Raw genomic sequence first — 24,633 nt, 5'->3', positions numbered from 1 at the left:
CCCCCCCCCCCCCCCCCCCCCCCCCCGAACTTCAGCCCGACTGAGCCGGGAATGCCCGCCCGGCCGTCCCCGTTGTTGTCGCGTGCATTGGTACAGGCCAACCGTCTGCTGGCGGTCCTGCCGGACGACGCGCTAAAACGACTTTTGCCGGATATACAAATTGTCAGGCTCAATGCTGGCGACGTGCTGTACGAGCTGCGCACTGATTTAACGCACCTGTATTTTCCTGCGGACATGATCGTCACGCTGCTGCTCCAGCTAGAGAATGGCCATGCGACCAAGGTGGCGGTGGTGGGTCGCGAGGGCGTTGTCGGGGTGTCGGCCTTTATGGGCGGAGCGCCGCCACCTGGCCGCGCGGAGGTGCTGACCCCCGGCAATGCCTTCAAAATACCCGCTGCGGCCCTGAAAGTCGAATTTGACCGCAACGGCCCGGTCATGCGCCTGCTGCTGCGCTACACACAGTCACTGGTCACGCAAATGGCCCAGACGGCGGTATGCAACCGCCACCATGTGGTGGAGCAGCATCTGTGCTCCTGGCTGCTGACATGCATGGATCGCCTGGAAGGTCACAGTCTGGCGGCCACCCATGATCTCATTGCCGGCCTCCTCGGGGTGCGGCGAGAGGGGATTTCCGAGGCGGCCGGCGTGCTGCGCGAGCTGGGTCTGATTGCCTACACGCGCGGCCACATCAGCGTGCTGAACCGCGACGGCGTGCAGGCCAGGGCCTGCGAGTGTTATCAGGTGGTCAAGCGGGAGACAGACCGCCTGCTGCCTGACCGGCCGGCGAGCTGATATGCCGCACATCCAGGCGGCCGCCCACATGCACAGCGCAACGTTCGGCGCATACTGAACCCATGACTTCTACGGCCACCGCCGATCTGATCGATACCCCGCCCGAGGCAGTGCGCATCGTTGGCATCGGTGCTTCCGCCGGTGGCCTGGCTGCGCTGGAAGCGTTTTTTGGGCGAATTCCGCCCGACAGTGGCCTCGCCTATCTGGTGGTGCAGCATCTGGACCCGACCCAAAAAGCCATGCTGGCGGAGCTGTTGCAGCGGGTGACGCCTATGCCGGTACGCGAAGCGCAAAACGGCAAGCAGGTCGACCCCAACTGCGTGTACGTGATTCCACCCAACACCGAGCTCAGCCTGAGCAGCCGGGTGCTCCATCTGGCCAAACCGTCTGAGCCACGCGGCCTGCGCCTGCCCATCAACATATTGTTTTCTTCACTGGCCAGAGCCGAGGGTGAACGCGCCATTGCCGTGGTGTTGTCGGGCATGGGATCTGACGGCACCTTGGGTTTGCAGGCGATCAAGGCCATGGGCGGCCTGATCCTGGTGCAACAGCCCGACACGGCGCAGTTCAATTCGATGCCCCAGTCTGCGATTGCCTCGGGTTGCGTGGACATCATTGCGCCGCCAGGGGCGTTGCCCGGCCACATTCTTGACTACGTCGCCCGGCTACACCACTCCCGGAAGGGCGACACCCCTGCCGGAAGCGACAGCGCATTGCCTGCTGACCTGCATGGCAATTCATTGGTGGAGATTTTCAAGCTGCTGCAGGAACGGACGCGGCACGACTTTTCGCACTACAAGCCCAACACCCTGAACCGCAGGATAGAGCGCCGCATGGCCATTCACGCGATAGCGACACCGGCTCTGTATGCAGAATTTCTGCGGCACAACAAGCAGGAAATCGACCTGCTGTTCAAGGAGCTGTTGATCGGCGTCACCAGCTTTTTCCGTGACGCGCCAGTTTGGGAGCAACTGGCCAATGTCACCTTGCCGGACCTGCTTGCACGCTGCGCACCCGAGGGCAAACTGCGCGCCTGGGTCGTCGGCTGCTCGACCGGGGAAGAAGCCTACTCCCTGGCGATGGTATTTGCCGAGGTGACAGAACGCTTGAGCCAATACCGCGACTGCAGCCTGCAGATTTTCGCCTCCGACCTCAGCCCTGACGCCATCGTCACCGCGCGCCGTGGGCAGTACCCCGCCTCCATCAGCGAGGCCGTCTCACCCGAGCGCCTGACGCAATTTTTTACTGCGCACGAGGGCAGCTACCGCATCTCCAAACGCATTCGCGATATGGTGCTGTTTGCGCAGCACGACGTCATACTTGACCCGCCCTTTACCAAGCTCGATCTGCTGTCCTGCCGCAACCTGATGATTTACTTCGATGCCGCGCTGCAGCGCCGTTTGATGCCGCTGTTTCATTACAGCCTGCGGCCCGGCGGTGTGATGCTGCTGGGGAGTTCGGAGACCATGGGACGTTTCAATCACCTCTTCACCACGCTTGAATCAAAACTGCGGCTGTATTTGCGCCAGGACAATGTGGCAGGCAGCAACCCGGACTTCGTGATGAAGTCGCTTCCGCCACTGAACCGAATCAAAAAGGATCATCCCATGCCGCCACCTTCTACCCCAGACACGACAGCGACGGACAACCTGCAAACGGCAGCCGACCGGGTATTGCTTCAGGTTTATGCGCCAGCGGCCGTGGTGGTGAACAACGCTGGCGATATCGTCTACATCAGCGGGCGTACCGGCAAGTACCTGGAGCCGGCGGCAGGCAAAGCCAACTGGAACTTTCACGCCATGATCAGCGAGGGCTTGCGCGCGCCATTGGCCGCCGCCTTGAAACTGGCCGCCACACAGACGGAGGCGGTGCAGCTGCCCCACTTGCGAACGCAACTGCTTGGGCCAGCCCAGGTGGTCGACATCACCGTGCAAGCCATCCGCGAGCCTGCGGCGCTGAAAGACATGCTGATGATCGTGTTTCGCGACGTGGCGGTCGGGCCGGCTGGCCGGGGCCGCCGCAAGGCGGAGATGGCGCTGGAGGCCTCTCACGCGGCGGAGGTGCAGCAGTGCCGCGATGAGATCCAGACGCTGCGCGAAGAGACGCGCGCCTCCAAGGAAGAACTGCAGTCAGCCAACGAGGAGTTGCAGTCCACCAACGAAGAACTGCAGTCGGCCAACGAGGAACTCACCACCTCCAAAGAAGAAATGCAGTCGATGAACGAAGAGCTGCAAACCATCAACGCCGAGATGCACACCAAGCTTGACGATCTGGCGCTGGCCCAGAGCGACTTGAAAAACCTGCTCAACAGCACGGACATTGCCATGCTGTTTCTGGACAAGAAATTAAACGTCAGGCGTTATACCGAGCGGGCCTCCAAAATCATCAGCCTGCGTGAAAGCGACATCGGAAGGCCCTTGAGCGACCTCACCACCAGCCTGAAGTACCCGACACTGCAGGACGACACGAATGAGACCGTGCGTACCCTGGTGATTACAGAAAAGCAGATTCTCACCAGCGACGCGCGCTGGTTTTCGGTGCGCATCATGCCCTACCGCCGGATTGACAATGTGATTGACGGGGCCGTCATCACTTTTGTGGACATCACCGAGACAAAGGCGCTGGAGTCACGGCTGCGTAAAGATTCGTCCAGTTGATGGCGGGTCGATGCCACTTATTTCATCGCACCGAACACCCGCTTCAAAATCGTGCTGCCGGTGCCCACCGGGTCTTGCCGGATTTTCTTTTCTTCCTCACCAATGATCAGGTAACGCCCGTCGAGCGACTTGCCGGTGGCGTTGTGCTGGAGGCTGGCATCTTCCTTTTTGACCCGACTCCATTTGGCGAAGCTGAGTCGGGAGGTCGGGTCGGATTCAGGCCCAGTACGGCCTGGGCGCGGCTCTAAAAACAGCAAGTCTTGTCGAACTGGTCATATCGTCATGGGTTGCAAAAATCGCAGCGGCCCGGGTCGGCGGAGCCCGCGTCGGTGCGCTCGCGCACCACGCGATGCGCGCACTTGAGGCATCCGTCCACCTCGGCGCGGGTCTCGCGCGTGGGCGCGCCGCAGTCCGCGCACGCCAGTCCGGCCACCCGCTCCACGAGCGAGAATCCCGGGGTGCCGCAGGCCGGGCACAGGGCGCAGAGCTTTTTCGCCAGGTCCTCGGCCGCGAGCCGGATGTTCTCCATGCGCATCGGATTGGCATTGGCGCGCACATCGGTCTCCAGAAACACAAGACCGCGAACCGATTGGTCCCGCGCCCAGACAAACGCCGCCTCCAGCTCTGCCCAGGCGGCGATCCCCTTGCGGATGCGCGGGTCATTCTCGCCATCGGGGCGCAGCACCAGATGGTGCTCGGGAAATCCCGATTGACGAGCAAAGGATTCAGCCCCGGCCCAGTCGGCCGTCAGCAGGTGGGAGAAAGTCGCCTTGCCCTGGGCCACGCCGACGACCTCCAGCTCGCGCTCATCGTCGATCCAGACCAGCAGCTCCAGGTTCCAGGGAAACATCCCCGTGAACGGATCCGGGCCGAAGGAGCCCTCGCTGGCAAGGCCCAGCGGCAGCCCCGCCAGTTCCATGCCGATGCGCGCCTTCTTGCGCGCCGCCTCAAGTTGGGTGCCGGCGCGCGCAATGTCGCGGGTGAAGGTCCCCAGCAGATCGGTGTCGTAACCCGCCACACGTTCCACCCGGCAGCCGAGCGCAAGCGCCAGCACCGGTGCGATGACGCGCTCCTTGCCATGCTGGGTGAGCAGGGCGATACGCTGACCGGCATAGACGGCGACATGGTCTGAATCACCGCGTGCAGTGCTGGTCATGGGCGCTCCCTGTGCCGTCGGCGCGGAGGAGTCTTCCACATTAGCTGGAACTCAAGCTCCCCGGTGCCGCCCTCGCGCTCGTGCTCGACGCCGAACGCGGCATCGCGTGGCACGACGATACGCTCGCCCAGCACCTGGATGGAGAACCGTTCGCCGCGCTCCAGGGCGTCGGCCAGTCGGTGCAGCTTGACGATGAACGCCTTGCGCCCTACAACCTTCTCGATGTCCCACCGCATAAGATTTTCCCCTCAGTCGAACAGATCGCGCAGGAAGGACTTGCGCGGCTTGCCCCGGAACTCGTCATCGTCGTGGGCAAGCTACACGCCACGGCATTCGGAACAGTCGTCGATCTCGATGCCTTGCCTATCGGTCATCACCAGGTTTGCGTTTTGCATGCCGGACATTTGATGGTCTTTCTCCTTCGAGTAGGTTGCGGTGGAGCCAAAATCTTCCTGTGAAGGAAGTGTTTTCATCGGGCCCGAGCAGCCAGTCAGCAGGGCTGCCAGGCTCAAGCAAGCGACCTGCCAGAAAACGGCGGCTTCAGGCCGTACCCCACAGAGTATTCACGATGTGAAAGTACAGCGGGATGCCGATCACGATGTTGAAGGGAAATGTGACGGCCAGTGCCATGGTGAAGTAGATGCTGGGCTGGGCCTCGGGAATCGCATAGCGCACCACGGCAGGTACGACGATATAGGACGCGCTCGCCGCCAGCGCGGCGAGCAGTGTGGCATCGCCGATGGAAAGACCGAACAGATAGGCCAGAGCGATCGCGATGCTGGCATTGATGATGGGCATCACCAGGCCGAAGGCTACATAAAACGGCTTCAGCCCGCCCGCTTCCCGCATGCGCCGCACCACGAGAAGTCCCATTTCCAGGAGGAAAAATGCCAGGATGCCCTTGAAGAGCTGGTTGCTGAACGGCTCCATCACCTTGGTCCCCGCCTCGCCAGCCATGGCGCCGATGGCAAGGCTGCCGAGCAACAGCAAGTGAGCGCCGTCAGTAAAAGCCTCGTGCAGAATTTTTCCCATGGAAAGCGTTTCCCCAAGTTGCGCCGTGGCAGGATCGCGAGAACGCACCCAGCGGGCCAGCAACACGGCCATGATGATGGCGGGCGATTCCATAAGTACCATCGCCACGGTCATGTGGCCGCCGAACTCGATGTTTTCCCTTGTCAGGAATGCCCCCGTGGCGATAAATGTCACAGCGCTGACCGAGCCGTAGGTCGCGGCCGTGGCGGCGGCATCGTATGGCCCCATCTTGCGCCGCAGAATCAGAAAACTGTAAGCCGGCACCAGTGCCGACATGAACAACGCCAGGCCCAGCGCCACGAATGCATCACCGCCAATCCCGGTCTTTGCAATCTCTGCACCGCCCTTCAGACCGATGGACATCAGCAGGTACAGCGAGAAAAATTTCACCACCGCAGGTGGAATTTCGAGGTTGGACCGGACAGCCGCCGCGAACAAACCGAAGAAGAAGAAAAGGATCGCCGGATCCATGAGGCTTGAAAGTAATTTGCTATCCATTGTTCGTTTTCCTGATGTTTCTGGGATCACTTATCACTGCTGTTCGGTCCAAACCAGACGACGTAGACCGGACACTACGGATGAATTGACTCCATTTATTCGCTGACCCGTCGATGGCGGGAAACCGCTTCGCATGAACCGCCGACTGGTGCGAGTTTCGCAGGCGATCATATTGGTGTCTAATGATGGTTTCACATATTTAATATTTGTTAATTCGAATGTATTTACCCAAGTCGCCGCGGGCAACCTTTTCCCAACTAAGAAGCTTTGAAGCGGTTGCCCGGCTGGGCGGCGTGACGAAGGCCGCACAAGCGCTGCACCTGACGCAACCCACGGTATCCACTCAATTGCGTGAACTCAGGGAATCCCTAGGCGTGGATCTGCTGGTGCCTGCCGGCCGCGGCGTGCAACTCACGGATGCTGGACGGGCGCTGCTGCAAACCGTGACACGCATGTTCGTGAACTGGAGCGAGTTCGAGGATGGCGTGGCGGACTTGCAGGGTCTGCTTCGCGGCTCACTGCGCATTGCGGGCGTGACGACGACCGAATACTTTCTCGCCCAATGGCTCAAGCCCTTCGTGGATGCCTACCCTGGTATTGAGGTTGATCTTGTTATTGACAACCGCGACGCGGTCGTGCGCCGACTTGAGCGCGGCCTGGATGATTTGGCTGTCATGATGATGCCGCCAAATCATCTGGCCATTGACAGCCTCACTGTGATGGACAATCCGCTCATTCTCATAGGACCTGCAGGCCATCCATGGCAGGCGCGCAAGACCACTCCGCTAAAACAAGTGGCCATGGTGGACTTGCTGATGCGCGAAGCGGGTTCCGGAACGCGGCAGGCCACACTGGAGTTTCTTGGCCGCCACAGCTTAGCCGCACGCATTCGCATGACCTTGGGCAGCAACGAGGCCATCAAGCATGCGGTGGCCGCCGGGCTTGGTCTTGCCATCGTGTCAAGGCACACGCTTGCCAAAAACCCCGAGCAAGAGGGGCTGTGTGTGCTGCCTGTTACAGGCTTGCCGATCAAACGCAAGTGGCAAGCGGTTTGGCGCCAGGATCGCAGGCTACCCCGCGTTGCCAGAGTGTTTATGGAATTCGTTCAGCGCCAGCTTGTCTTCAAAGCGGGTGATCATGGGGGTATAGGAATTTCAAACGCTCTTTTTCACGAATCATGAATGTATCCGATGGCGCACGAGCGGTCAAACGACGCGTGCCCATCCACTGAAACCCCGCCGTTTTCTCAACATCGCAGACAAATATTCTGGCCCAACGCGCCTGATTTCCACCCCATCCGTGCGTTTGCACGAGCGCTGGTCGAACGCCTCCCCCCAGCGCTGTCCAAACCCAGTCCGGTTTTCTGAATCACGCCACCTGCAACAGATCCACCCGCCTCGCCGGTGCGCGCGGCGGCGGCCGGGCGGCCAGCCCCAGATGCGTGAGGATGCCCTGGATCACTGCGGGCTCCTCAATGGCCGCGATGAGTCTCAACTGCCCGCCACAGTGCGGGCACTGCTCGATGTCGATATCGAACACGCGCTTCAACAATTGCGCCCAACGCATGCGCCCCTTCGCGCTGCCGGCCGGCGTATGCGCGCAATCACCTTCGTGCGCCGGGGTGGTCGCAGTCTGCTCCGGTACCGGCACCACCACTTTTCGCAGCTTCGCGTTCGGTGCCAGCACCCCATGAAAGCGGATCAGATGCAGACGCGGCCTCGGCACCAGCGCGGCCAGGCGCTGCATGAATTCCAGCGGCGTCATCACGTGGTGGCTGGTGCCCATACCATTCCGGCCACGCAGTCTTGAGCTTCAGCACCACCTGCCCGGCGCGGTTCACACTGAGCCGCTCATTGGCTTGTCGCCGGGCGGGTGATGTAACGGCACAGTTGCTCCAGCCCTTGCCGGTCATCGGCCGCGCAGTGCACGCCCGCGTGCAGGCTGAAACCGTGGGCGTTGGCGCATAGCTCGTAGGTTGGGCTTGCCTCATCAGCCCAACAATGCAAATCATGTCGATCCATGCAAATTGCTTCGCAGTCAGATGTTGGGCTGGTAAATTTAGCCCAATCTACGTGCTCGTGCTCGACGCCGAACGTGGCATCGCGTGGCACGACGATACGCTCGCCCAGCACCTGGATGGAGAACCGTTCGCCGCGCTCCAGGGCGTCGGCCAGTCGGCGCAGCTTGACGATGAACGCCTTGCGCCCTACAACCTTCTCGATGTCCCACCGCATAAGATTTTCCCCTCAGTCGAACAGATCGCGCAGGAAGGACTTGCGCGGCTTGCCCCGGTACTCGTCATCGTCGTGGGCAAGCTACACGCCACGGCATTCGGAACAGTCGTCGATCTCGATGCCTTGCCTATCGGTCATCACTAGGTTTGCGTTTTGCATGCCGGACATTTGATGGTCTTTCTCCTTCAGACGTTTTAGGGAAGCGCTGAACAAGTCCCCTGCGGCGCGCGATCCCGGCTGCCGCGCCTTCGCAAGGACTTATTCAGCGCTTCCTTAGCGTGGACTGTGAACTTGATAGACCCAGACGGCGGCCGGCGGCAAGTTGGAGAAAACCCGGGCGACCCGCCTGCCCGATACACCCAGCGCAGCGGCAAGCACCTCCGGAATCGGCGGCAGCGGGGAGTAGGTGAATTGCACCAGCACACCGCCCACCCCCAGGCTTGAGAATATCTGTATCAGCACCCGCAGGCGCTGCCGGCGCGTCATGCTGAGCAGCGGCAAACTCGAAACCAGCGTGCCAGGACACCCCACCCCGGCCTGATTCAGTAGCCGGCCCAGGTGGGCTGCGTCTCCACGCAGCGCGACAACCCCCGGGAAGCGCCCTTCCATTTCGCCAAACAGCGCCGGGTCCTTCTCAACCAGAATCAGTTGATCTTCCCTGACGCCCCGCGCGATCAAGGCACGGGTAATCGCGCCGGTACCGACGCCGAGTTCGACCACCAGGCCACGCCCCGGGTCGACCTGCGCCGCCATCGCTTGGGCCAGACTCGATCCGCTCGGCAACAGCGCCCCGGCCTGCCGCGGATTGCGAAACCAGGCGGACAGGAACTGCACATTCTGGGCGTGGTTCATTGCCGATTCATTTGCATGTTGCCATCATGCGCTTCCTTGACCGTGCGCCGCCTGCGCCACCACTTTTCCAGACCGACCACCGGCAGGATGACGGCGCCGACGAGGATGCTCGCGAGCACGTCGCCCAGGGCAAGGGGGGCGGAAGCGAAGATCGCGTGCATGAACGGGGCGTAGATGAACATCGCCTGCAGCGCGAGGATTGAAGCGATCCCGATGAACACGGTCTTGTTGCTGAACACGCCGATCTCCCAGATCGAATCGCGCAGCGAACGGCAATTGAGCAGGTAGAAGATCTGGAACATGATCACTGTGGTGACGGCCATCGTCTGCGCCTTGGCCAGCGCTTCCGGCCCGCCAGCTCCCGCAGCCTCGAACTCGTAGAGGAAGAGCCCGATTGCGCCGGCAGTCATCAGGATCGCAACCACGAAAGTGCGTATGACGATAAACCCGCTCAGCACCGGTGCGCCCGGGTCGCGGGGCGGACGGCTCATGATGTCGGGCTCTTTCGCCTCGAACGCCAGGGGCAGCGCCAGCGCCACCGCCGCCACCAGGTTGATCCACAGGAGCTGCGCCGGTGCCATCGGCAACAACAGCTCGCGCACCGTCTGCGCCGCGCCCGCGATGACGTGGGTGGCCTCGACGAACGGGAAGAAGCCCACCGCCCACATCAGGATCAGCGCCAGCCCGAGGTTGGTCGGCAGCACGAAGGCGAGCGACTTGATGAGGTTGTCGTAGACGCGCCGTCCTTCCTCGACCGCCGCTGCGATGGAAGCGAAGTTGTCATCGGCGAGAACGATCCCCGCGACTTCCTTGGTGACGCTGGTGCCGGTGATGCCCATCGCCACGCCAATGTTGGCCTGCTTGAGCGCGGGCGCGTCGTTGACACCATCGCCGGTCATCGCAACCACCTCATTGCGGCTCTGCAGGGCGCGCACCAGGCTGAGCTTGTGCTCCGGGGCGACGCGCGCAAAGACGTTGCAGGCGCCCGCCGCATCGCGCAGTTGCGCCTCAGACATTGTCGCGAGCTGGGCGCCGGTGATCGCCAGCGGCGCGCCGGGCTGCCTCGGCAGGATGCCGAGTTGCCCTGCAATCGCCTGCGCCGTCCCCTGGTGGTCGCCGGTGATCATCTTCACTGTGATGCCGGCCTGATGACAGAGCTTGATCGCCTCGATTGCCTCCGGGCGCGGCGGGTCGATCATGCCCTGGAGCCCGAGCAAAGTGAAGCCGCTTTGCGTATCGCTCATCTCAATGCCGGTCTGGCCGTTCGCGGGCTTGGCGGCGAATGCCAGCACGCGCATTCCCCTGGCGGCCAGCGCGTCGACCTGGCGCAGCACACCGGCCGTGTCGAGCATGCCGTCCGGCGCGCTGAGGCAGCGTTTCAGCACGGCCTCCGGCGCACCCTTGAGCAGGATCCGCCCGCCGTCCTGCGCGTGCAGCGTGGCCATGAACTGGTTTTCGGACTCGAACGGAATCGCGTCCAGACGTCGGTGCTGGGCCCGCGCCTGCTCCACGTCCAGAGCGATCTTGCCGGCGGCGACGACCAGCGCGCCCTCTGTGGGATCGCCCTGAATCTTCCAGTGCCCCGCTTCGTTGGTCAGCGAGGCGTCGTTGCACAGCGCCCCGGCCAGCAACAGATCCGTTACCTCCGCAGGCACTGGCGAGACGGGCGTGCCGCTACGCAGCAACTCCCCCTTGGGCGCGTAGCCGACGCCCGACACGGCAACGGCGCCGGACACAGGCGTCCAGATTTCCTGCACGGTCATCTCGTTGCGGGTCAGGGTGCCGGTCTTGTCGGAGCAGATGACGGTGGTGGAGCCCAGGGTCTCGACCGCGGGCAGCTTGCGCACCACGGCGCGCCGCGCCGCCATGCGCTGCACACCAATCGCCAGCGCGATGGTCACGATGGCCGGCAGCCCTTCGGGGATGGCCCCGACTGCCAGTGCGACGGCGAAGATGACCGACTCACGCAGGGCCGGGAGCCATGCGACACCGGTCTCGGACATGGCTCGCCAGGTTCCCAGCACCAGCATCGCCAGCGCAATGAGGGTGATCGCGACAGTGATGTACAGGCCGATTTTGGCCAGCGCCTTGGTCAGCGGAGTCTGTAGATCGGTGGTCTCCCTGAGCATGGTGGAGATGCGGCCGAGCTCGGTCCTGGCGCCAGTCTCGACGACCACTGCGGTCCCCGTCCCGTAGGTGACCAGCGTGCCGCCAAAGACCATGCACCTGCGGTCGCCGATGCCCGACTCGGGCGCCACCGGGGCTAGGTGTTTTTCAGTCGGCACGGACTCGCCGGTGAGCGCAGCTTCTTCAATCTGCAGGCTGCGCATCTGGATCAGTCGCATGTCCGCTGGCACCTTGTCGCCGCTGGCGAGCAGGACCACATCGCCGGGCACAAGCTCAGCGGCCGCAAGGGTAAGCTTGCGTCCCTCGCGCAGGGCGAAGACGTTCTCCGGCACCATCAACGAGAGCGCCTCGATTGCCTTGCCGGCTTTGAACTCCTGCACAAACCCGATGATTGTGTTGAGCGCGACCACCGCCAGGATCACCAGTCCGTTCTTGATCCCGCCGGTCGGGTCGACGGCCATCGCGACCACCGCCGACACCAGCAGTACCCAGATCAGTGGGTTGTTGATCTGCCGCCAGATCAGATCGAGGGCGGTGTCGCCCTTGCCCCGAGGAATGACATTGGGGCCGTGGGTCTTCAAGCGCTCTGCGGCATCCGCCTGGGTGAGCCCTTCAGGGCGGGTTCTGGTGTGCGCGAGCACATCATCCGCGCTCAGGACGTGCCACGGTTGCCGCGCCGGGACCCCCACAGTCTCGCTGGACTCGCCCTGCATGGCAATCAATTGCCGGCAGCGAGAAACAACGACGCCAAAGCCGTACCGACGCCGGCCGGAACGCCGTAACGTTCCAGCTTGGACGCCGCGTCCCCCGCAATGATTTTGACGGGCACAGTTGTCAATTCAATCACTTGGTTGGTCGTCGAGTTCTCGATCATCCGGGTCAGTGAGTTCTTGCGCGCGGTGCTCATCACGATATGGTCGCAGCCAAGACGCCGTGCCATGTCGGCAATGACGGATGCCTTTTCCCCCAGCTTGACGTGCGCTTCATAGGGCACCGCGAACCTGGTCAGCATCTGCCTGGCGGGCAGCAGTGCCAGCTCGGCTTGGTCGCGACGGAATGCATCGCGATCTTCTCTGCTCACAAATCGTGCTATGTAATTGGATAACGGCGCCTGAACGTTCAAGAGATGAATCTCCAGCGCCGCGTTTTTCCTGAATTCATGGATGGCGTGCCGCACCGCATGAAGCGAATTGCTTCTGCCTTCGACGGGAATGAGTATTTTCAACATGGTGTAGTTTCCTTTCTAATGGTCAGCTCGGGCCAGGGGGACGTAGCGAAGAACAGGACGATGACGAATGAGGCGTTTCACGTGTGACTGCTTGCCATAATTACTGTGACGACAGCTTCAAACGAAGCTCCAGCATCCCGCCCTGGCCGCGCAGCAGCGAGAGGTCAATGGATTCCTGGCCGCGCCGGAAGCGGTGCTGCTCGCCCTCGGACGTCGCGGAGAGCACCTCCTGGGCGTAGTTGGCAGCAGCGAAGCCCTGCACGTAGTGCGCCAACACCGTATCGAACGCCGCGCGTCCTGCGTAGCGCACCTCGGCGGCCTGCCCCTCGCGGGCGAAATGGCTGCGCACCAGGCCGGGAAAGCGCGGCACCGGCCCGATGTCGGTGCCGCTGACGTCGCTGACCGGCGCTGCTTCGCCGAGTCCCGGTAACCACTGCCCCACCTGCTCCTTCAGCCCCGGCGCCACTTTTTCGATCTGCGTCACGGCCTCACCGGCCAGTCGCTTGCCCGCCTCGGACACGCCTGGCTCCTGGCCCCATAGCCAGAACAAGATCGCGATGCCGGCCCAGGCCATCAAACCGAGGATGAGCAAGCCAACCGCCCCCAGGATCAGCCAGGTGCGCGTCCGAATGTTGCCCAGGCTCCTTGCGGCCTGCGCCGGGAACCGAAACTTATTCTCTCTGTTCATCGTTACTCCAGGTAAAACGGTTATCGAAAACGCCTCGCGCCCGCTGCAGGTAGCGCCCCAACGTTCGCCCGGCGCGTTCTGCCGCCCGATCCACCGCGACATAGAGATCCGCTTGCGTTTCCCTAACGACGATATCGGGCAGCCCGCGCAGGCGAACCTGCAGGTGGCAATGCTTGTCCACCCCACCCCTGGGGCCGTTGATGTCCGAAAGGCGCACGGCGACCCGCGCCACCCGATCCTGAAACCGGGTCAGGGCAAACCGCAAGCGCTGCTCGACGTGCATGCGCAGGCCCTCGGTCAGCAAAAAGTCATGGGTCTGAAGGTCAATCTGCATGTTGGGCTTCTTTCAGCAACTACGCGAAAACTCAAGTTATTGTGGGCCTAGCATTGCATAAAGAATAGTCGAATATTTTTGGTTCTTTATTCGGCCCAGACTGATAATGAGCGACCGCGATCATGCTCAACTACAAACAGCTCTACTACTTCTGGAACGTCGCCAAGGTCGGCAGCATTACGCGCGCGGCCGAGCGCTTGCACCTCACCCCGCAAACCATCAGCGGGCAGATCAGCGAACTCGAACGCGGGCTTGGAAGCGACCTTTTCCGGCGCACCGGAAGGCGGATCGAGCTGACGACGGCAGGGAAACTGGCACTCTCCCACGCCGACGAGATTTTCCAGATTGGCAGCGAGCTTGAGCAATTGCTGCGCAACCGATCCGGCAGCGACGAGCTGCCGTTCCGGGTCGGCGTGGCCGATGTCATTCCAAAATCCATCGCCTACCGGTTACTGGCGCCGGCGATGACTCTCGCTGAGCCGGTGCGCCTGATCTGTCAAGAAGACAAGCTGGAGCGGCTGTTCGCGGAACTGGCCATTCACAAGCTCGATCTGGTGATCGCCGACCGGCCGCTGCCCACTGAATTGGGAGTCAAAGGCTACAGCCACGCGTTGGGAGGCTGCGGCCTTGTTTTCCACGCGGTGTCGGAGCTGGCGGCGCGCTATCGGGCGGATTTTCCGCAGTCCCTGAACGGAGCCCCCTTGCTGCTTCCGGGTGAAGGCACCGCAGTGCGGGGACCGCTGGGCCGCTGGTTCAGCGAGCGCCGGATCCAGCCCCGCATCGTCGGGGAGTTTGACGACACCGCGCTGATGAAAGCATTCGGGCAAGCGGGTGTCGGCATTTTCCCCGCGCCCGAGGTGACCGCCGAGGAAGTGCGGCACCAGTACGGCGTCGAGATTGTCGGCCGCGCCGAGGACGTCGTCGTCAAGTACTATGCCATCTCGGTAGAGCGTCAGCTGACGCATCCCGCCGTGTTGGCTATCAGCCAAGCGGCGAAGCAGGCCTTGTTTGTCGACGCTGCGCCTGTTAAAGCGCTGCAAGTCAGATGACCCTGCCGACGAATTCTGCATCTCTCAACCCAAGTCACCAGTGTGTTTGTGGCGGCTGAACCGTACCCGTTCGAAAACCGTCTACTTCATCGCCCCAAACACCCTCTTCAAAATCGCACTGCCGGTGCCCACCGGGTCTTGCCGGATTTTCTTTTCTTCCTCGCCGATGCTCAGGTACAGCCCGTCCAGCGACTTGCCGGTGACGTATTGCTGGATGTTGGCATCTTCTTTTTTGACCAGGCCAAAGCCGGCGGCCTTGCCGGCGAATTCGTTGTACTTGTTGGCCAGGCCGACCTTCTCCGTGGCTTTGGTGACCACCGGCAGAAACTTGATGCCCAGCGGGGCTCGGGTTTTCTCGGCGAAGAAGTTGGTGACCGAGGTTTCACCGCCCTGCAAAATGTTTTTGGCGTCGTTGACGTTCATCGACCGCACCGCGTTGACCAGCAAGTCCTTGCCCATGGGCACGGCGGCTTCCGCCGCGCGGTTGATGGCGGTGACCAGTTCGTCGATGCGTTTACCCTGGCCGAAATTTTTTAGCAGTTTCGACGCATCCTCCAGGTAACCGGGCAACGGGATGCGAACTTTTGGGTTGCCGAGGAATCCATCTGTCTTGCCAAGCAGGGCCACTGCCGCCAAGGCACCTTTTTCAAGGGCGGCTTTGAGGCCGCTGTTGGCCTCTGCATTGGTCAGGTCGCCGAGCGAGAGGGCGTGGGCCTGCTGGTAGGTGGCCAGCAGCAGTGTCCCCAGTGCGCTGACACCGGCTTGGTTAAAATTGCGACGTTGCATGATGAAAGCCTTCACTATGAGTTCAATTTCAAACGCAGTATGCCGGATGGTGCTGGCATCGGTTCTGGCGCTGGGCGCGCTCGTCGGCTTCGCCGGTTGCAGCGGCGCACAAACGGCACCGGAGTCAACCTTTGTGCTGCTCGACGGCAGCAAACAAACCAGCGCTGACCTCAAGGGCAAGGTCACCCTGGTCAATTTCTGGGCCACCAGTTGCGTCACCTGCGTGGCCGAAATGCCCGAAATTACCGCCACCTACGACAAGTACAAGGGGCGCGGTTACGACACGCTGGCGGTGGCCATGAGTTATGACCCGCCCAGCTATGTTGTCAACTTTGCAGAAACCCGCAAGCTGCCCTTCAAGGTAGCCATCGACAACACAGGTGCGGTGGCCAAAGCCTGGGGCGATGTGCAACTGACGCCCACCACCTTCCTGGTCAACAAGCGCGGAGAGATCGTCAAGCGTTATGTGGGCGAGCCCGATTTTGCGGCGCTGCATCTGCTGATTGAAAAACTTTTGGCTGAAACCTGACGCGGTTCGAAGCCCCCAGCAAAAAAGCCGGTTCAAATGAACCGGCTTTTTGTTCCCCATTTCAGCGGGGGCCGCGGGACTGGCTTTGCCAGACCGCAGGCCCCGCCCCCTTGAGGGGGAAACAAGCTACACGCAGTGAGCTTGGATAGGGGAGAGCCTATTTCTCCGCGGGTCCAGCTTTGCCGGCCCGCAGGCGCCGCCCCCTGCAAGGGGGGAAGGCGCTACACGCAGTGAGCGTCCGACGGGGGTGAGCCGATCACTCTTTTCTATAAGCGTCGTGGCAGGCCTTGCAGGTGCCGGCGGTCGCGGCAAACGCGGTCTTCAGGGCGTCCAGATTGCCGGTTTTGGCGGCAGCGGCGAGCTTCGTGGACTCGGCAATCAGCTTGTCACTGCCTTCCTTGAACTTGGCCTGATCGGTCCAGATCTCTGGTTTGGCGCGGGTGTTGCCTCCCTGCTCCGAGCCAGGCACAAAACCCGCCCACGGCAGTTTGGCCATGGTGGCAACAATCTCGGCATTGTCCGAGGCGACTTTGGCATCAAACGGAACACGCCCATTGGCCATCGCGCCGACACGGCCGAAATGGGTACCCATCACGGACAGAGAACTCTGACGGTACTTGATGGCGTCTTCGGGTTTGGCAAACTGTGCGGAGGCCGGAGCGGCCATGGCCAGCAGCGTGGCCGCTGCAGCAATACAGGCGAGAGTTTTCATTTTTTTCCTCGTGTTGTCGTGATGAACATAGTGTGGTGACTGACAGCGCTTCCCGATTGACTGTCAGTCAACGGAGCCTGCTTTCGGAAACAAAGTTCCTCTGGAACTTATGTCCTAGGGTAAGCACCAAGTGAAAGAGTTGTCGGGCGTTGAGGCAATCGCACGAAACATACCATAGCGCCGCGACCTTCACACCTACCAAAAAAAAGCAAAGGGAGAAAATTGCCATGAGTCCAGCCATCCACAAGGTCCGGGTCTGGGACCTGCCTACCCGGTTTTTTCACTGGGCGCTTGTCCTTGCCGTGATCGGGCTGGCGATCAGCGGCACCATTGGCGGCAACGCCATGGTCTGGCACTTTCGTTTTGGTTATTCGGTCTTGACCTTGCTGCTGTTCCGCATCATCTGGGGGCTGGTGGGTGGACGCTGGTCCCGTTTTGGTGCGTTTATCTATTCGCCTCAAAGTGTGTTCAATTACCTCCAGGGGCGCGGCAAGTCCGAGCATTCAGTGGGTCACAGCCCGATCGGTGCCGGCTCAGTGTTTGCGATGCTGGGTTTTCTGCTGGCCCAGGTGGGCAGCGGCCTGCTCAGTGACGACGAAATCGCCTTTGCCGGCCCACTGACACGGTTTGTATCCAACGCCACGGTCAGCCTGGCCACCAACTACCACAAGAATATTGGCAAATGGGTGCTGCTGGCTTTGGTGGTCCTGCATATCGCGGCCATCGTGTTTTACCTGTGGCGCAAACACAATCTTGTCGGTGCCATGCTGCATGGGGACAAGGAATTGGTCACGCGGGTGCCGCCCTCGCGCGACGACGCGGCCTCGCGCACGGCCGCGCTGGTGGTGCTGGCTGCCTGCGCCGCTCTGGTCTACTGGATCAGCACGCTGGCCGCGCCGGCTTTCTGAAGCCGGAGCTGCGCCGCTCTCTGCGCAGCGAAAGAGGCCAGCGCAAAAGCCGATACACTGGTTTGACATGAGCCCCGCCCAGCCCGACGCCCAGACCCCGCCCGCATTTGAGTTCATCACGCCGGACACCCCGGCGCTGCTGGAGGCCACCCGCCAGATCTTCCGCGAATATGCCGGCCAGCTCGGCATCGACCTGTGCTTCCAGAACTTTGACGAAGAACTCGCTGACCTGCCCGGCGACTACGCTACGCCCCAGGGCTGCCTGCTGCTGGCGATGCTGGGCGGCGAGATAGCCGGCTGCTGCGCGCTGCGGCCGCTGGACACTGTGGACTATCCGAACGCCTCGGAGATGAAGCGCCTGTACGTGCGCCAGGCGCATCGCCGCTCCGGCCTGGGCCGGCAACTGGCCGAGGCGATTCTGGACGCTGCGCGTGTGGGCGGCTACCGCAGCGTGCTGCTGGACACCCTCAATGACATGGAGGCAGCGCGTGCGCTGTACGAAGACCTCGGCTTCAAGGACATCCCGCCCTACTACCATAACCCGATAGCGGGCGCTCACTACCTGAAGGCGGATTTGGAGTAAAAAGCGGCTCCAGCCCATGTCCAATGGGCGTGAGCAGCTCTCTTTTTGATAGCAACTCGAAGTCGAGCCGCAACACGCAAGCTTTCCGCAGGCAACAAAAAAGCCGCTGGTCTCACGATCTGCGGCTTTTTAATGGGTTGGCGGGTGAGTGCCAACCCACTGCTCTCCAGCTCAATCAGCCCTTGGCCTGGGCCAGCAAGGTGGCGCCGTCACTGACTTCAAACTTGCCGGGTGCTTCGACGTTGAGCGCGGCGACCTTGCCATCCTTGACCAGCATCGAGTAGCGGTTGCTGCGCACGCCCATGCCGCGCGCGCTCAGGTCCAGCGTCAGGCCGGTGGCCTTGGCGAAGTCGGCACTGCCATCACCCAGCATGCGCACCTTGCCGCCGGTCTTCTGGTCACGCGCCCAGGCGCCCATGACAAATGCATCGTTGACGCTGACGCACCAGATTTCATCAACGCCGGCGGCCTTCAGTTCCGAGAAGTTGTCGACATAACTGGGCACGTGTTTGGCGGAGCAGGTCGGCGTGAAGGCGCCGGGCAGGGCAAACAGCGCAATCGTCTTGCCGGCACTGGCCTTGGCCACGTCCACCGGGTTGGGGCCGATGCTGCAGCCGTTGCCTTCGACTTCTGAAAATTCCATCAGCGTGGCTGCGGGAAGGGTGTCGCCTACTTTGATCATGTGTCTGCTCCTCAAGGGGTGGTTGATAAACGGATTCAAGCGCCATTTTCAACGATTCGTTGAAGCCTTTCACAACGCCGGGTAAAAACAAAAACGGCCCACAAGGTGGGCCGTTTTTGATGACTGGAAAGTCAAAGCCTGGGACTTAAACGACGGCCGCCTTTTCAAGCAACTTGGTCACGACCCAGTTCTTGGTCTTGGAGATGGGGCGGCTTTCGGTGATCTCGATCAGATCGCCGGTCTTGTACTCGCCCTTTTCGTCATGGGCGTGGTACTTGCTCGACAGGGACACGATCTTGCCGTACAGCTCGTGCTTGACCCGACGCTCCACCAGTACCGTCACCGTTTTGGCGCGTTTGTCGCTGACCACGCGGCCAACCAGGGTGCGCTTGAGGGATTTTCTAACTTCAGTAGTTACTTCCGTCATTATTTCGCTCCTTCTCTAGCGTTGGTCTCGGCCAGAATGGTCTTGGCGCGAGCAATGTCACGGCGCGCAGAACGCAGCGTGGCGGTGTTGGTGAGTTGTTGCGTGGCTTTTTGCATGCGCAGGCCAAAGTGGGCTCTTTGCAGCTCTTTGACTTCGGTTTTCAGGCCGGCAACGTCTTTTTTGCGCAGTTCAGTAGATTTGGTCATGGTCACTTCCCTTACTGGCCAATCATGCGGCTGACGAAGGTGGTGCGCAGCGGCAGCTTGGCAGACGCCAGGCGAAACGCTTCGCGGGCCAGCTCTTCAGGCACACCGACGATCTCAAAAACGATCTTGCCGGGCTGGATTTCAGCCACGTAGTACTCGGGATTGCCTTTGCCGTTACCCATACGCACTTCAGCAGGCTTTTGGGAAATCGGCTTGTCCGGGAAGACACGGATCCAGATACGGCCGCCACGTTTGACGTGACGGGAAATCGCACGGCGTGCGGCTTCGATTTGACGGGCCGTCAAGCGGCCACGGTCGGTGCATTTGAGACCGAAGTCACCGAACGCCACCGAGTTGCCTCGGGTGGCGATGCCGGTGTTGCGGCCTTTTTGCTCTTTGCGGTATTTTCTGCGCGCGGGTTGCAGCATTTGTATTCTCCGTAGTTAGACCGATTACTCGGTCTTGGCACCGTCAGCTGCTGCAGCTAGCGCGGCTTTGCGGACGCGCTTAACGGTGGTTTTCGGGGCGTCGCTACCAGGGGTAGCTTCAGCCGGTTTGTCGCTGCCATCTGCAGGGGCCGTGTTCACGCCACCGACAGGGCCGCGCGCTGGGCGTGCGGCTCCACGGGGAGCGGATGGACGGTCCGTGCGCTCGCCAGGACGGGCATCACGGCGGGGGCCGCGCGGCTTGCGTTCTTCGTCGGAAGGTGCGGCATCCAGCTTGGCGCCTGGCGAATCGCCACGGCCCAGGGTGTCGCCCTTGTAGACCCAGACCTTGACGCCGATCACACCATAGGTGGTCTTGGCTTCAGAGGTGCCGTAGTCGATGTCGGCGCGCAGGGTGTGGAGGGGCACGCGGCCTTCGCGGTACCACTCGCAACGTGCGATCTCGATGCCATTCAAGCGGCCCGACGACATGATCTTGATGCCCAGGGCACCCAGACGCATGGCGTTTTGCATGGCGCGCTTCATCGCACGGCGGAACATGATGCGTTTTTCAAGCTGCTGGGTGATGCTGTCTGCGATCAGCTTGGCATCAATTTCAGGCTTGCGAACTTCTTCGATGTTCACGGCGACCGGCACGCCGAGCTGGCGGCTCAGTTCTTTTTTCAACGCTTCGATGTCTTCGCCTTTTTTGCCGATCACGACGCCCGGACGTGCCGAGAAAATCGTGATGCGGGCATTCTTGGCAGGACGCTCGATCAGAACGCGCGACACTGCGGCGTTCTTCAGCTTGGCTTTGAGGTATTCGCGAACCTTGATGTCTTCAGCCAGCATGCCGGCGAAGTCTTTGTTGCTGGCGTACCAGCGGCTGGACCAGTTGCGGCTGACCGCGAGGCGGAACCCGGTTGGGTTGATTTTTTGTCCCATATCCTGTCTGCCTTCTTAATTGCCAACCACAACGTACACATGGCACGTGGGCTTGCTGATACGGTTGCCGCGGCCCTTGGCGCGCGCCGAGAAACGCTTGAGCGTGGTGCCTTGTTCGACGTAGATGGTTTTCACCTTCAGCTCGTCGATATCGGCGCCATCGTTGTGTTCAGCGTTGGCAATAGCCGACTCGACCACCTTCTTGATGATTCCGGCAGCTTTTTTCTGCGTGAAGTTCAGGATGTTGAGAGCCTGATCCACTTTTTTACCGCGGATCAGATCGGCGACCAGACGGCCCTTGTCGACCGACAGACGAACGCCCCGGAGGGTTGCACGTGTTTCCATGGTCTTTCCTTACTTTCTCACAACTTTTTTGTCAGCCGGATGACCTTTGAAAGTCCGGGTGAGTGCGAACTCGCCCAGCTTGTGGCCAACCATTTGATCGGTGATGTAAACCGGGACGTGCTGCTTGCCGTTGTGAACGGCGATCGTCAGACCGATGAACTCGGGCAGGATCATGGAGCGGCGTGACCAGGTCTTGATCGGCTTTTTGTCTTTGTTGGTAACGGCTTTATCAGCCTTGGCTACCAAATGGTGGTCGACAAAGGGACCTTTTTTGAGTGAACGTGTCATGGCTTAACCTTACTTCTTGCGACGCGAAACAATCATCACTTGCGTGCGCTTGTTGTTGCGGGTGCGGTAGCCTTTGGTCAGGTTACCCCATGGATCGACAGGATGGCGGCCTTCGCCGGTCTTGCCTTCGCCGCCACCGTGTGGGTGATCGACCGGGTTCATGACCACACCGCGAACGGTCGGGCGGATACCCATCCAGCGCTTGACACCGGCCTTGCCCAGACGGCGCAGGCTGTGCTCTTCGTTGGCAACTTCACCAATCGTGGCGCGGCACTCGATGTGGATCTTGCGGACCTCACCGGAGCGCATGCGGACCTGGGCGTAAATGCCTTCACGTGCCAGCAGCGTCGCGGATGTACCGGCGGAGCGTGCAATTTGCGCGCCCTTGCCGATTTGCATCTCGATGCAGTGGATCGTCGAGCCCACGGGGATGTTGCGGATTGGCAGGGTGTTGCCAACGCGGATCGGGGCTTCCGCACCGCTGACCAGCGTGGCGCCGACTTCAAGGCCACGCGGGGCGATGATGTAGGCACGCTCGCCGTCGGCGTAGCAGATCAGCGCAATGTGGGCCGTGCGGTTGGGGTCATACTCGATACGTTCAACCTTGGCCGGAATGGCGTCCTTGTTGCGCTTGAAGTCCACCACACGATAGTGGTGCTTGTGACCGCCGCCCTTATGGCGAACGGTGATGTGCCCGTTGTTGTTACGGCCGGACTTCTGGAATTGTGGCTCCAGCAGAGGCGCGTAAGGCTCACCCTTGTGCAGGTGATCCCGGGAAATCTTGACCATCCCGCGCATGCCCGGCGAGGTGGGTTTCATTTTGATGACAGCCATTACGCAGCCTCCCCACCGATGTTCAGCTCTTGACCAGGCTTCAGCGTCACATAGGCCTTGCGAATGTTGTCGCGGCGACCTGTGGATTTGCCAAAACGCTTGGTTTTGCCTTTTTGGTTCAGCACAGAAACGGCCTTGACGTCTACCTTGAACATCAACTCCACAGCGGCCTTGATTTCAGGCTTGGTGGCGTCCTGCAGCACCTTGAACAGCACCGCGTTGGATTTGTCCGCGACCATGGTTGCCTTTTCAGACACGATGGGGGCGACCAGCACCTGCATCAGGCGGCCTTCGTCAAATTTTGGTTTGGTGACGGATGTTGTAGGGGCGTTCATGCGAACATCTCCTTGAGTTTGTCCATCGCAGCCTTGGTGACCAGGACCTTCTTGTAGTGAACCAGCGACACCGGATCGGCGTAACGGGGCTCAACTACCAGAATGTTGGTCAGGTTGCGGGAAGCCAGGTACAGGTTTTCGTCGACTTCGTCAGCGATCACCAGCACCGATTTGAGATTCATGGCCTTGAACTTGTCGGCCAGGACTTTTGTCTTGGGCGAGTCCACGGTCAGCGAATCAACCACAGCCAGGCGGCCTTCACGGGCCAGCTGGGAGAAGATGGAGGCCATGCCAGCGCGGTACATCTTCTTGTTGATCTTTTGCGTGAAGTTTTCGTCAGGCATGTTCGGGAAAATACGACCACCGCCGCGCCACAGCGGGGAGGAAGTCATACCGGCGCGAGCGCGGCCGGTGCCCTTTTGCTTGAAAGGCTTTTTCGTCGAGTGCTTGACCTGCTCACGGTCTTTCTGGGCACGGGTGCCTTGACGGGCGTTGGCCTGGAAGGCCACGACCACTTGGTGAACCAGGCTTTCGTTGTATTCGCGACCAAACACGGTATCAGGCACGTCCACTTTGGACAAAGCCAGACCCTGGTCGTTCAGGAGTTCGACTTGCATCAGTTCGCTCCTTTGGCAGCAGTTGGTTTGGCCTTGATGGCGGCGCGAACCGTCACAAAACCACCTTTGGAACCAGGCACGGCGCCACGGATCATCAGCAACTGACGGGCTTCGTCAATGCGCACGATGTCGAGGTTTTGTGTGGTCTTGGTGACGTCACCCAGGTGACCCGTCATGCGTTTACCAGGAAACACGCGACCGGGGTCTTGCGCCATACCGATGGAGCCAGGCACGTTGTGCGAACGGCTGTTACCGTGCGACGCGCGCTGCGAGCTCATCTTGTGACGCTTGATGGTGCCGGCAAAGCCTTTACCAATGGAAGTGCCCTGCACGTCCACCTTCTGGCCAACAGCAAAAATATCAGCAGCAGGCACAACAGCGCCTGGAGCGTATTTGCCTGCGACATCAGCCGTCACGCGGAATTCTTTCAGGATTTCACCGGCTTCAACGCCTGCTTTCGCAAGGTGGCCAGCGGCCGGCTTGGTGATACGCGACGCTTTGCGCGCACCAAATGCCACTTGAAGGGCATCGTAGCCGTCGTTTGCTTGGGTTTTCACCTGGGTCACGCGGTTGTTAGACACATCGACCACTGTGACAGGAACGGTATCCCCATCATCAGTGAACAGACGCATCATGCCCACCTTGCGGCCCAGCAACCCGAGGGAGTTGCTCAGACTCATGCTTTTCTTTCGTAACTTCCACCGCTGCGACTTCAATTGGCCGCAGACGTTTTGATGTGAAAGACAGTTGATAAAACCGTCCCTGGCTTGCAAGGCAAGTTCAGGACAGCCCAAGAGTATAGCGCGGACTTAGCCTATTGGCAAATCCGCGCTGAATCCCGGTCTTTTGAGGCTCCGGCTTTCGCCAAAACCCCGATTTCTTCTTACTGCAGCTTGATTTCGACGTCTACACCGGCGGGCAGATCGAGCTTCATCAAGGCATCAACGGTTTTGTCCGTGGGGTCGACGATGTCCATCAGGCGCTGGTGCGTGCGGATTTCGAGCTGGTCGCGGCTCGTCTTGTTGACGTGGGGCGAACGCAGGATGTCAAAACGCTTCATGCGGGTTGGCAAGGGCACGGGGCCTTTGACAATCGCGCCAGTGCGCTTGGCAGTGTCAACGATTTCAGCTGCCGACTGGTCGATCAGCTTGTAGTCAAACGCTTTGAGGCGAATGCGGATTTTTTGCTTGGTGGCCATGGTAATTCCTTAAATATTTTCAGAATTACGCAAGAATCTTTGCCACGACACCAGCGCCGACGGTCTTGCCGCCCTCGCGGATGGCGAAACGCAGACCTTCTTCCATCGCGATCGGGTTGATCAGCTTGACGGTGATTGACACGTTATCGCCTGGCATGACCATCTC

Annotated in this window: 33 protein-coding genes and 2 pseudogenes; 7 read left to right on the top strand and 28 right to left on the bottom strand. The window is 61.0% G+C overall.

From position 1 onward, the window contains the following. The first annotated feature begins 51 nt into the window (after positions 1-51). Both Q8O29_RS13500 and Q8O29_RS13495 read left to right on the top strand, forming a co-directional pair. Positions 52-792, top strand: a complete 741-nt coding sequence (locus Q8O29_RS13500) for a Crp/Fnr family transcriptional regulator (protein ID WP_305563609.1) — start codon at positions 52-54, stop codon at positions 790-792. 62 nt (positions 793-854) lie between these two features. Then, positions 855-3,449: a chemotaxis protein CheB gene (locus Q8O29_RS13495; RefSeq protein ID WP_305563603.1), complete on the top strand. Its 2,595-nt coding sequence runs from the start codon at positions 855-857 to the stop codon at positions 3,447-3,449. A gap of 17 nt (positions 3,450-3,466) precedes the next feature. On the opposite strand, the pseudogene Q8O29_RS13490 reads toward Q8O29_RS13495, so the two are convergent. From Q8O29_RS13490 to Q8O29_RS13470, 5 genes and pseudogenes are all read right to left on the bottom strand, one after another. Continuing rightward, positions 3,467-3,622 (bottom strand): annotated as a pseudogene (locus tag Q8O29_RS13490) (DUF4197 family protein); the annotation flags it as partial. Positions 3,623-3,729: 107 nt separating this feature from the next. After that, the gene (locus Q8O29_RS13485; protein WP_305563601.1) at positions 3,730-4,605 is read right to left on the bottom strand and encodes a DUF6671 family protein; all 876 of its coding nucleotides are present in this window, start codon (positions 4,603-4,605) and stop codon (positions 3,730-3,732) included. Then, positions 4,602-4,841, bottom strand: coding sequence for an amphi-Trp domain-containing protein (locus tag Q8O29_RS13480; RefSeq protein ID WP_305563599.1), 240 nt, complete (start codon positions 4,839-4,841; stop codon positions 4,602-4,604). The genes Q8O29_RS13485 and Q8O29_RS13480 overlap by 4 nt, the downstream gene beginning before the upstream one ends. Before the next feature lie 81 nt (positions 4,842-4,922). After that, the gene (locus Q8O29_RS13475; protein ID WP_305563607.1) at positions 4,923-4,979 is read right to left on the bottom strand and encodes a zf-TFIIB domain-containing protein; all 57 of its coding nucleotides are present in this window, start codon (positions 4,977-4,979) and stop codon (positions 4,923-4,925) included. A 166-nt stretch (positions 4,980-5,145) separates the two neighbouring features. Next, complete coding sequence (locus Q8O29_RS13470; protein ID WP_305563597.1) at positions 5,146-6,135, bottom strand: sodium-dependent bicarbonate transport family permease; 990 nt, start codon at positions 6,133-6,135, stop codon at positions 5,146-5,148. A gap of 218 nt (positions 6,136-6,353) precedes the next feature. Between Q8O29_RS13470 and Q8O29_RS13465 the strand changes: the two genes are divergently transcribed. Further along, on the top strand, positions 6,354-7,316 hold the full coding sequence (locus Q8O29_RS13465; RefSeq protein ID WP_305563595.1) for a LysR family transcriptional regulator: 963 nt from the start codon (positions 6,354-6,356) through the stop codon (positions 7,314-7,316). Positions 7,317-7,503: 187 nt separating this feature from the next. Here the strand turns inward: Q8O29_RS13465 and Q8O29_RS13460 are convergent, their stop codons facing one another. The 8 genes from Q8O29_RS13460 to Q8O29_RS13425 all read right to left on the bottom strand — a co-directional run bounded on the left by Q8O29_RS13460 (position 7,504) and on the right by Q8O29_RS13425 (position 13,598). Continuing rightward, positions 7,504-7,920, bottom strand: a complete 417-nt coding sequence (locus tag Q8O29_RS13460; protein WP_305563593.1) for a transposase — start codon at positions 7,918-7,920, stop codon at positions 7,504-7,506. A 65-nt stretch (positions 7,921-7,985) separates the two neighbouring features. Then, on the bottom strand, positions 7,986-8,369 hold the full coding sequence (locus Q8O29_RS13455) for a transposase (protein WP_305563591.1): 384 nt from the start codon (positions 8,367-8,369) through the stop codon (positions 7,986-7,988). A gap of 81 nt (positions 8,370-8,450) precedes the next feature. Further along, entirely contained in the window at positions 8,451-8,507 is a 57-nt protein-coding gene (locus Q8O29_RS13450; protein ID WP_305563607.1) for a zf-TFIIB domain-containing protein, read from the bottom strand. Between the two features lie 135 nt (positions 8,508-8,642). Continuing rightward, positions 8,643-9,221 (bottom strand): class I SAM-dependent methyltransferase, encoded by a 579-nt coding sequence (locus Q8O29_RS13445; protein WP_305563589.1) that lies wholly within the window; start codon positions 9,219-9,221, stop codon positions 8,643-8,645. Continuing rightward, on the bottom strand, positions 9,218-12,061 hold the full coding sequence (locus Q8O29_RS13440) for an HAD-IC family P-type ATPase (protein WP_305563587.1): 2,844 nt from the start codon (positions 12,059-12,061) through the stop codon (positions 9,218-9,220). Before Q8O29_RS13440 ends, Q8O29_RS13445 begins: the two co-directional genes overlap by 4 nt. Before the next feature lie 5 nt (positions 12,062-12,066). After that, positions 12,067-12,576, bottom strand: a complete 510-nt coding sequence (locus Q8O29_RS13435; RefSeq protein WP_305563585.1) for a universal stress protein — start codon at positions 12,574-12,576, stop codon at positions 12,067-12,069. Between the two features lie 100 nt (positions 12,577-12,676). Further along, positions 12,677-13,264, bottom strand: a complete 588-nt coding sequence (locus tag Q8O29_RS13430) for a hypothetical protein (RefSeq protein ID WP_305563583.1) — start codon at positions 13,262-13,264, stop codon at positions 12,677-12,679. Beyond that, positions 13,248-13,598, bottom strand: a complete 351-nt coding sequence (locus Q8O29_RS13425) for an HPF/RaiA family ribosome-associated protein (protein WP_305563581.1) — start codon at positions 13,596-13,598, stop codon at positions 13,248-13,250. Before Q8O29_RS13425 ends, Q8O29_RS13430 begins: the two co-directional genes overlap by 17 nt. Before the next feature lie 122 nt (positions 13,599-13,720). Between Q8O29_RS13425 and nhaR the strand changes: the two genes are divergently transcribed. Further along, complete coding sequence (nhaR, locus tag Q8O29_RS13420) at positions 13,721-14,647, top strand: transcriptional activator NhaR (RefSeq protein WP_305563579.1); 927 nt, start codon at positions 13,721-13,723, stop codon at positions 14,645-14,647. A gap of 81 nt (positions 14,648-14,728) precedes the next feature. On the opposite strand, the gene Q8O29_RS13415 is transcribed toward nhaR, so the two are convergent. Then, positions 14,729-15,433: a DUF4197 domain-containing protein gene (locus Q8O29_RS13415; protein ID WP_305563577.1), complete on the bottom strand. Its 705-nt coding sequence runs from the start codon at positions 15,431-15,433 to the stop codon at positions 14,729-14,731. Between the two features lie 16 nt (positions 15,434-15,449). Here Q8O29_RS13415 and Q8O29_RS13410 point away from each other — a divergent pair, with 16 nt between their 5' ends. Further along, positions 15,450-15,962 carry a TlpA disulfide reductase family protein gene (locus tag Q8O29_RS13410; RefSeq protein WP_371134240.1) on the top strand — a complete coding sequence of 171 codons (513 nt, stop codon included), beginning with the start codon at positions 15,450-15,452 and terminating at the stop codon, positions 15,960-15,962. Between the two features lie 256 nt (positions 15,963-16,218). Here the strand turns inward: Q8O29_RS13410 and Q8O29_RS13405 are convergent, their stop codons facing one another. Then, positions 16,219-16,674 carry a cytochrome c gene (locus Q8O29_RS13405; RefSeq protein WP_305563575.1) on the bottom strand — a complete coding sequence of 152 codons (456 nt, stop codon included), beginning with the start codon at positions 16,672-16,674 and terminating at the stop codon, positions 16,219-16,221. A gap of 227 nt (positions 16,675-16,901) precedes the next feature. Here Q8O29_RS13405 and Q8O29_RS13400 point away from each other — a divergent pair, with 227 nt between their 5' ends. After that, on the top strand, positions 16,902-17,582 hold the full coding sequence (locus Q8O29_RS13400; RefSeq protein ID WP_305563573.1) for a cytochrome b/b6 domain-containing protein: 681 nt from the start codon (positions 16,902-16,904) through the stop codon (positions 17,580-17,582). A 67-nt stretch (positions 17,583-17,649) separates the two neighbouring features. After that, positions 17,650-18,165: a GNAT family N-acetyltransferase gene (locus tag Q8O29_RS13395; RefSeq protein ID WP_305563571.1), complete on the top strand. Its 516-nt coding sequence runs from the start codon at positions 17,650-17,652 to the stop codon at positions 18,163-18,165. Positions 18,166-18,340: 175 nt separating this feature from the next. Here Q8O29_RS13395 and Q8O29_RS13390 read toward each other — a convergent pair whose 3' ends face one another. From Q8O29_RS13390 to Q8O29_RS13330, 13 genes and pseudogenes are all read right to left on the bottom strand, one after another. Next, positions 18,341-18,847, bottom strand: coding sequence for a peroxiredoxin (locus Q8O29_RS13390; protein WP_305563569.1), 507 nt, complete (start codon positions 18,845-18,847; stop codon positions 18,341-18,343). 145 nt (positions 18,848-18,992) lie between these two features. Further along, positions 18,993-19,274 (bottom strand): 30S ribosomal protein S17, encoded by a 282-nt coding sequence (gene rpsQ, locus Q8O29_RS13385; RefSeq protein WP_305563567.1) that lies wholly within the window; start codon positions 19,272-19,274, stop codon positions 18,993-18,995. Continuing rightward, positions 19,274-19,480: a 50S ribosomal protein L29 gene (gene rpmC, locus Q8O29_RS13380; RefSeq protein ID WP_305563565.1), complete on the bottom strand. Its 207-nt coding sequence runs from the start codon at positions 19,478-19,480 to the stop codon at positions 19,274-19,276. The genes rpsQ and rpmC overlap by 1 nt, the downstream gene beginning before the upstream one ends. Before the next feature lie 11 nt (positions 19,481-19,491). Then, on the bottom strand, positions 19,492-19,908 hold the full coding sequence (rplP, locus tag Q8O29_RS13375) for a 50S ribosomal protein L16 (protein WP_077593716.1): 417 nt from the start codon (positions 19,906-19,908) through the stop codon (positions 19,492-19,494). Between the two features lie 24 nt (positions 19,909-19,932). Then, the gene (gene rpsC, locus Q8O29_RS13370) at positions 19,933-20,850 is read right to left on the bottom strand and encodes a 30S ribosomal protein S3 (RefSeq protein ID WP_305563563.1); all 918 of its coding nucleotides are present in this window, start codon (positions 20,848-20,850) and stop codon (positions 19,933-19,935) included. 15 nt (positions 20,851-20,865) lie between these two features. After that, on the bottom strand, positions 20,866-21,195 hold the full coding sequence (gene rplV, locus Q8O29_RS13365) for a 50S ribosomal protein L22 (protein ID WP_077593714.1): 330 nt from the start codon (positions 21,193-21,195) through the stop codon (positions 20,866-20,868). 9 nt (positions 21,196-21,204) lie between these two features. Next, the gene (gene rpsS / locus Q8O29_RS13360) at positions 21,205-21,483 is read right to left on the bottom strand and encodes a 30S ribosomal protein S19 (protein WP_007866503.1); all 279 of its coding nucleotides are present in this window, start codon (positions 21,481-21,483) and stop codon (positions 21,205-21,207) included. A gap of 9 nt (positions 21,484-21,492) precedes the next feature. Further along, a complete protein-coding gene (rplB, locus tag Q8O29_RS13355) occupies positions 21,493-22,317 on the bottom strand; it encodes a 50S ribosomal protein L2 (protein ID WP_305563559.1) in 825 nt (274 codons plus the stop codon). Beyond that, positions 22,317-22,652: a 50S ribosomal protein L23 gene (gene rplW, locus Q8O29_RS13350; protein WP_305563557.1), complete on the bottom strand. Its 336-nt coding sequence runs from the start codon at positions 22,650-22,652 to the stop codon at positions 22,317-22,319. The genes rplB and rplW overlap by 1 nt, the downstream gene beginning before the upstream one ends. Then, positions 22,649-23,269 carry a 50S ribosomal protein L4 gene (rplD, locus tag Q8O29_RS13345; RefSeq protein WP_305563555.1) on the bottom strand — a complete coding sequence of 207 codons (621 nt, stop codon included), beginning with the start codon at positions 23,267-23,269 and terminating at the stop codon, positions 22,649-22,651. Before rplD ends, rplW begins: the two co-directional genes overlap by 4 nt. Next, positions 23,269-23,949 carry a 50S ribosomal protein L3 gene (gene rplC / locus Q8O29_RS13340; RefSeq protein ID WP_305563553.1) on the bottom strand — a complete coding sequence of 227 codons (681 nt, stop codon included), beginning with the start codon at positions 23,947-23,949 and terminating at the stop codon, positions 23,269-23,271. The genes rplD and rplC overlap by 1 nt, the downstream gene beginning before the upstream one ends. 203 nt (positions 23,950-24,152) lie before the next feature. Further along, entirely contained in the window at positions 24,153-24,467 is a 315-nt protein-coding gene (gene rpsJ / locus Q8O29_RS13335) for a 30S ribosomal protein S10 (protein WP_007838118.1), read from the bottom strand. Between the two features lie 25 nt (positions 24,468-24,492). Further along, positions 24,493-24,633: pseudogene (locus tag Q8O29_RS13330) on the bottom strand (elongation factor Tu); the annotation flags it as partial.

It is taken from the genome of Polaromonas sp. (assembly GCF_030689685.1).
GTDB lineage: Bacteria > Pseudomonadota > Gammaproteobacteria > Burkholderiales > Burkholderiaceae_C > Polaromonas.
This window is presented reverse-complemented; position numbering and strand designations above follow the sequence as displayed.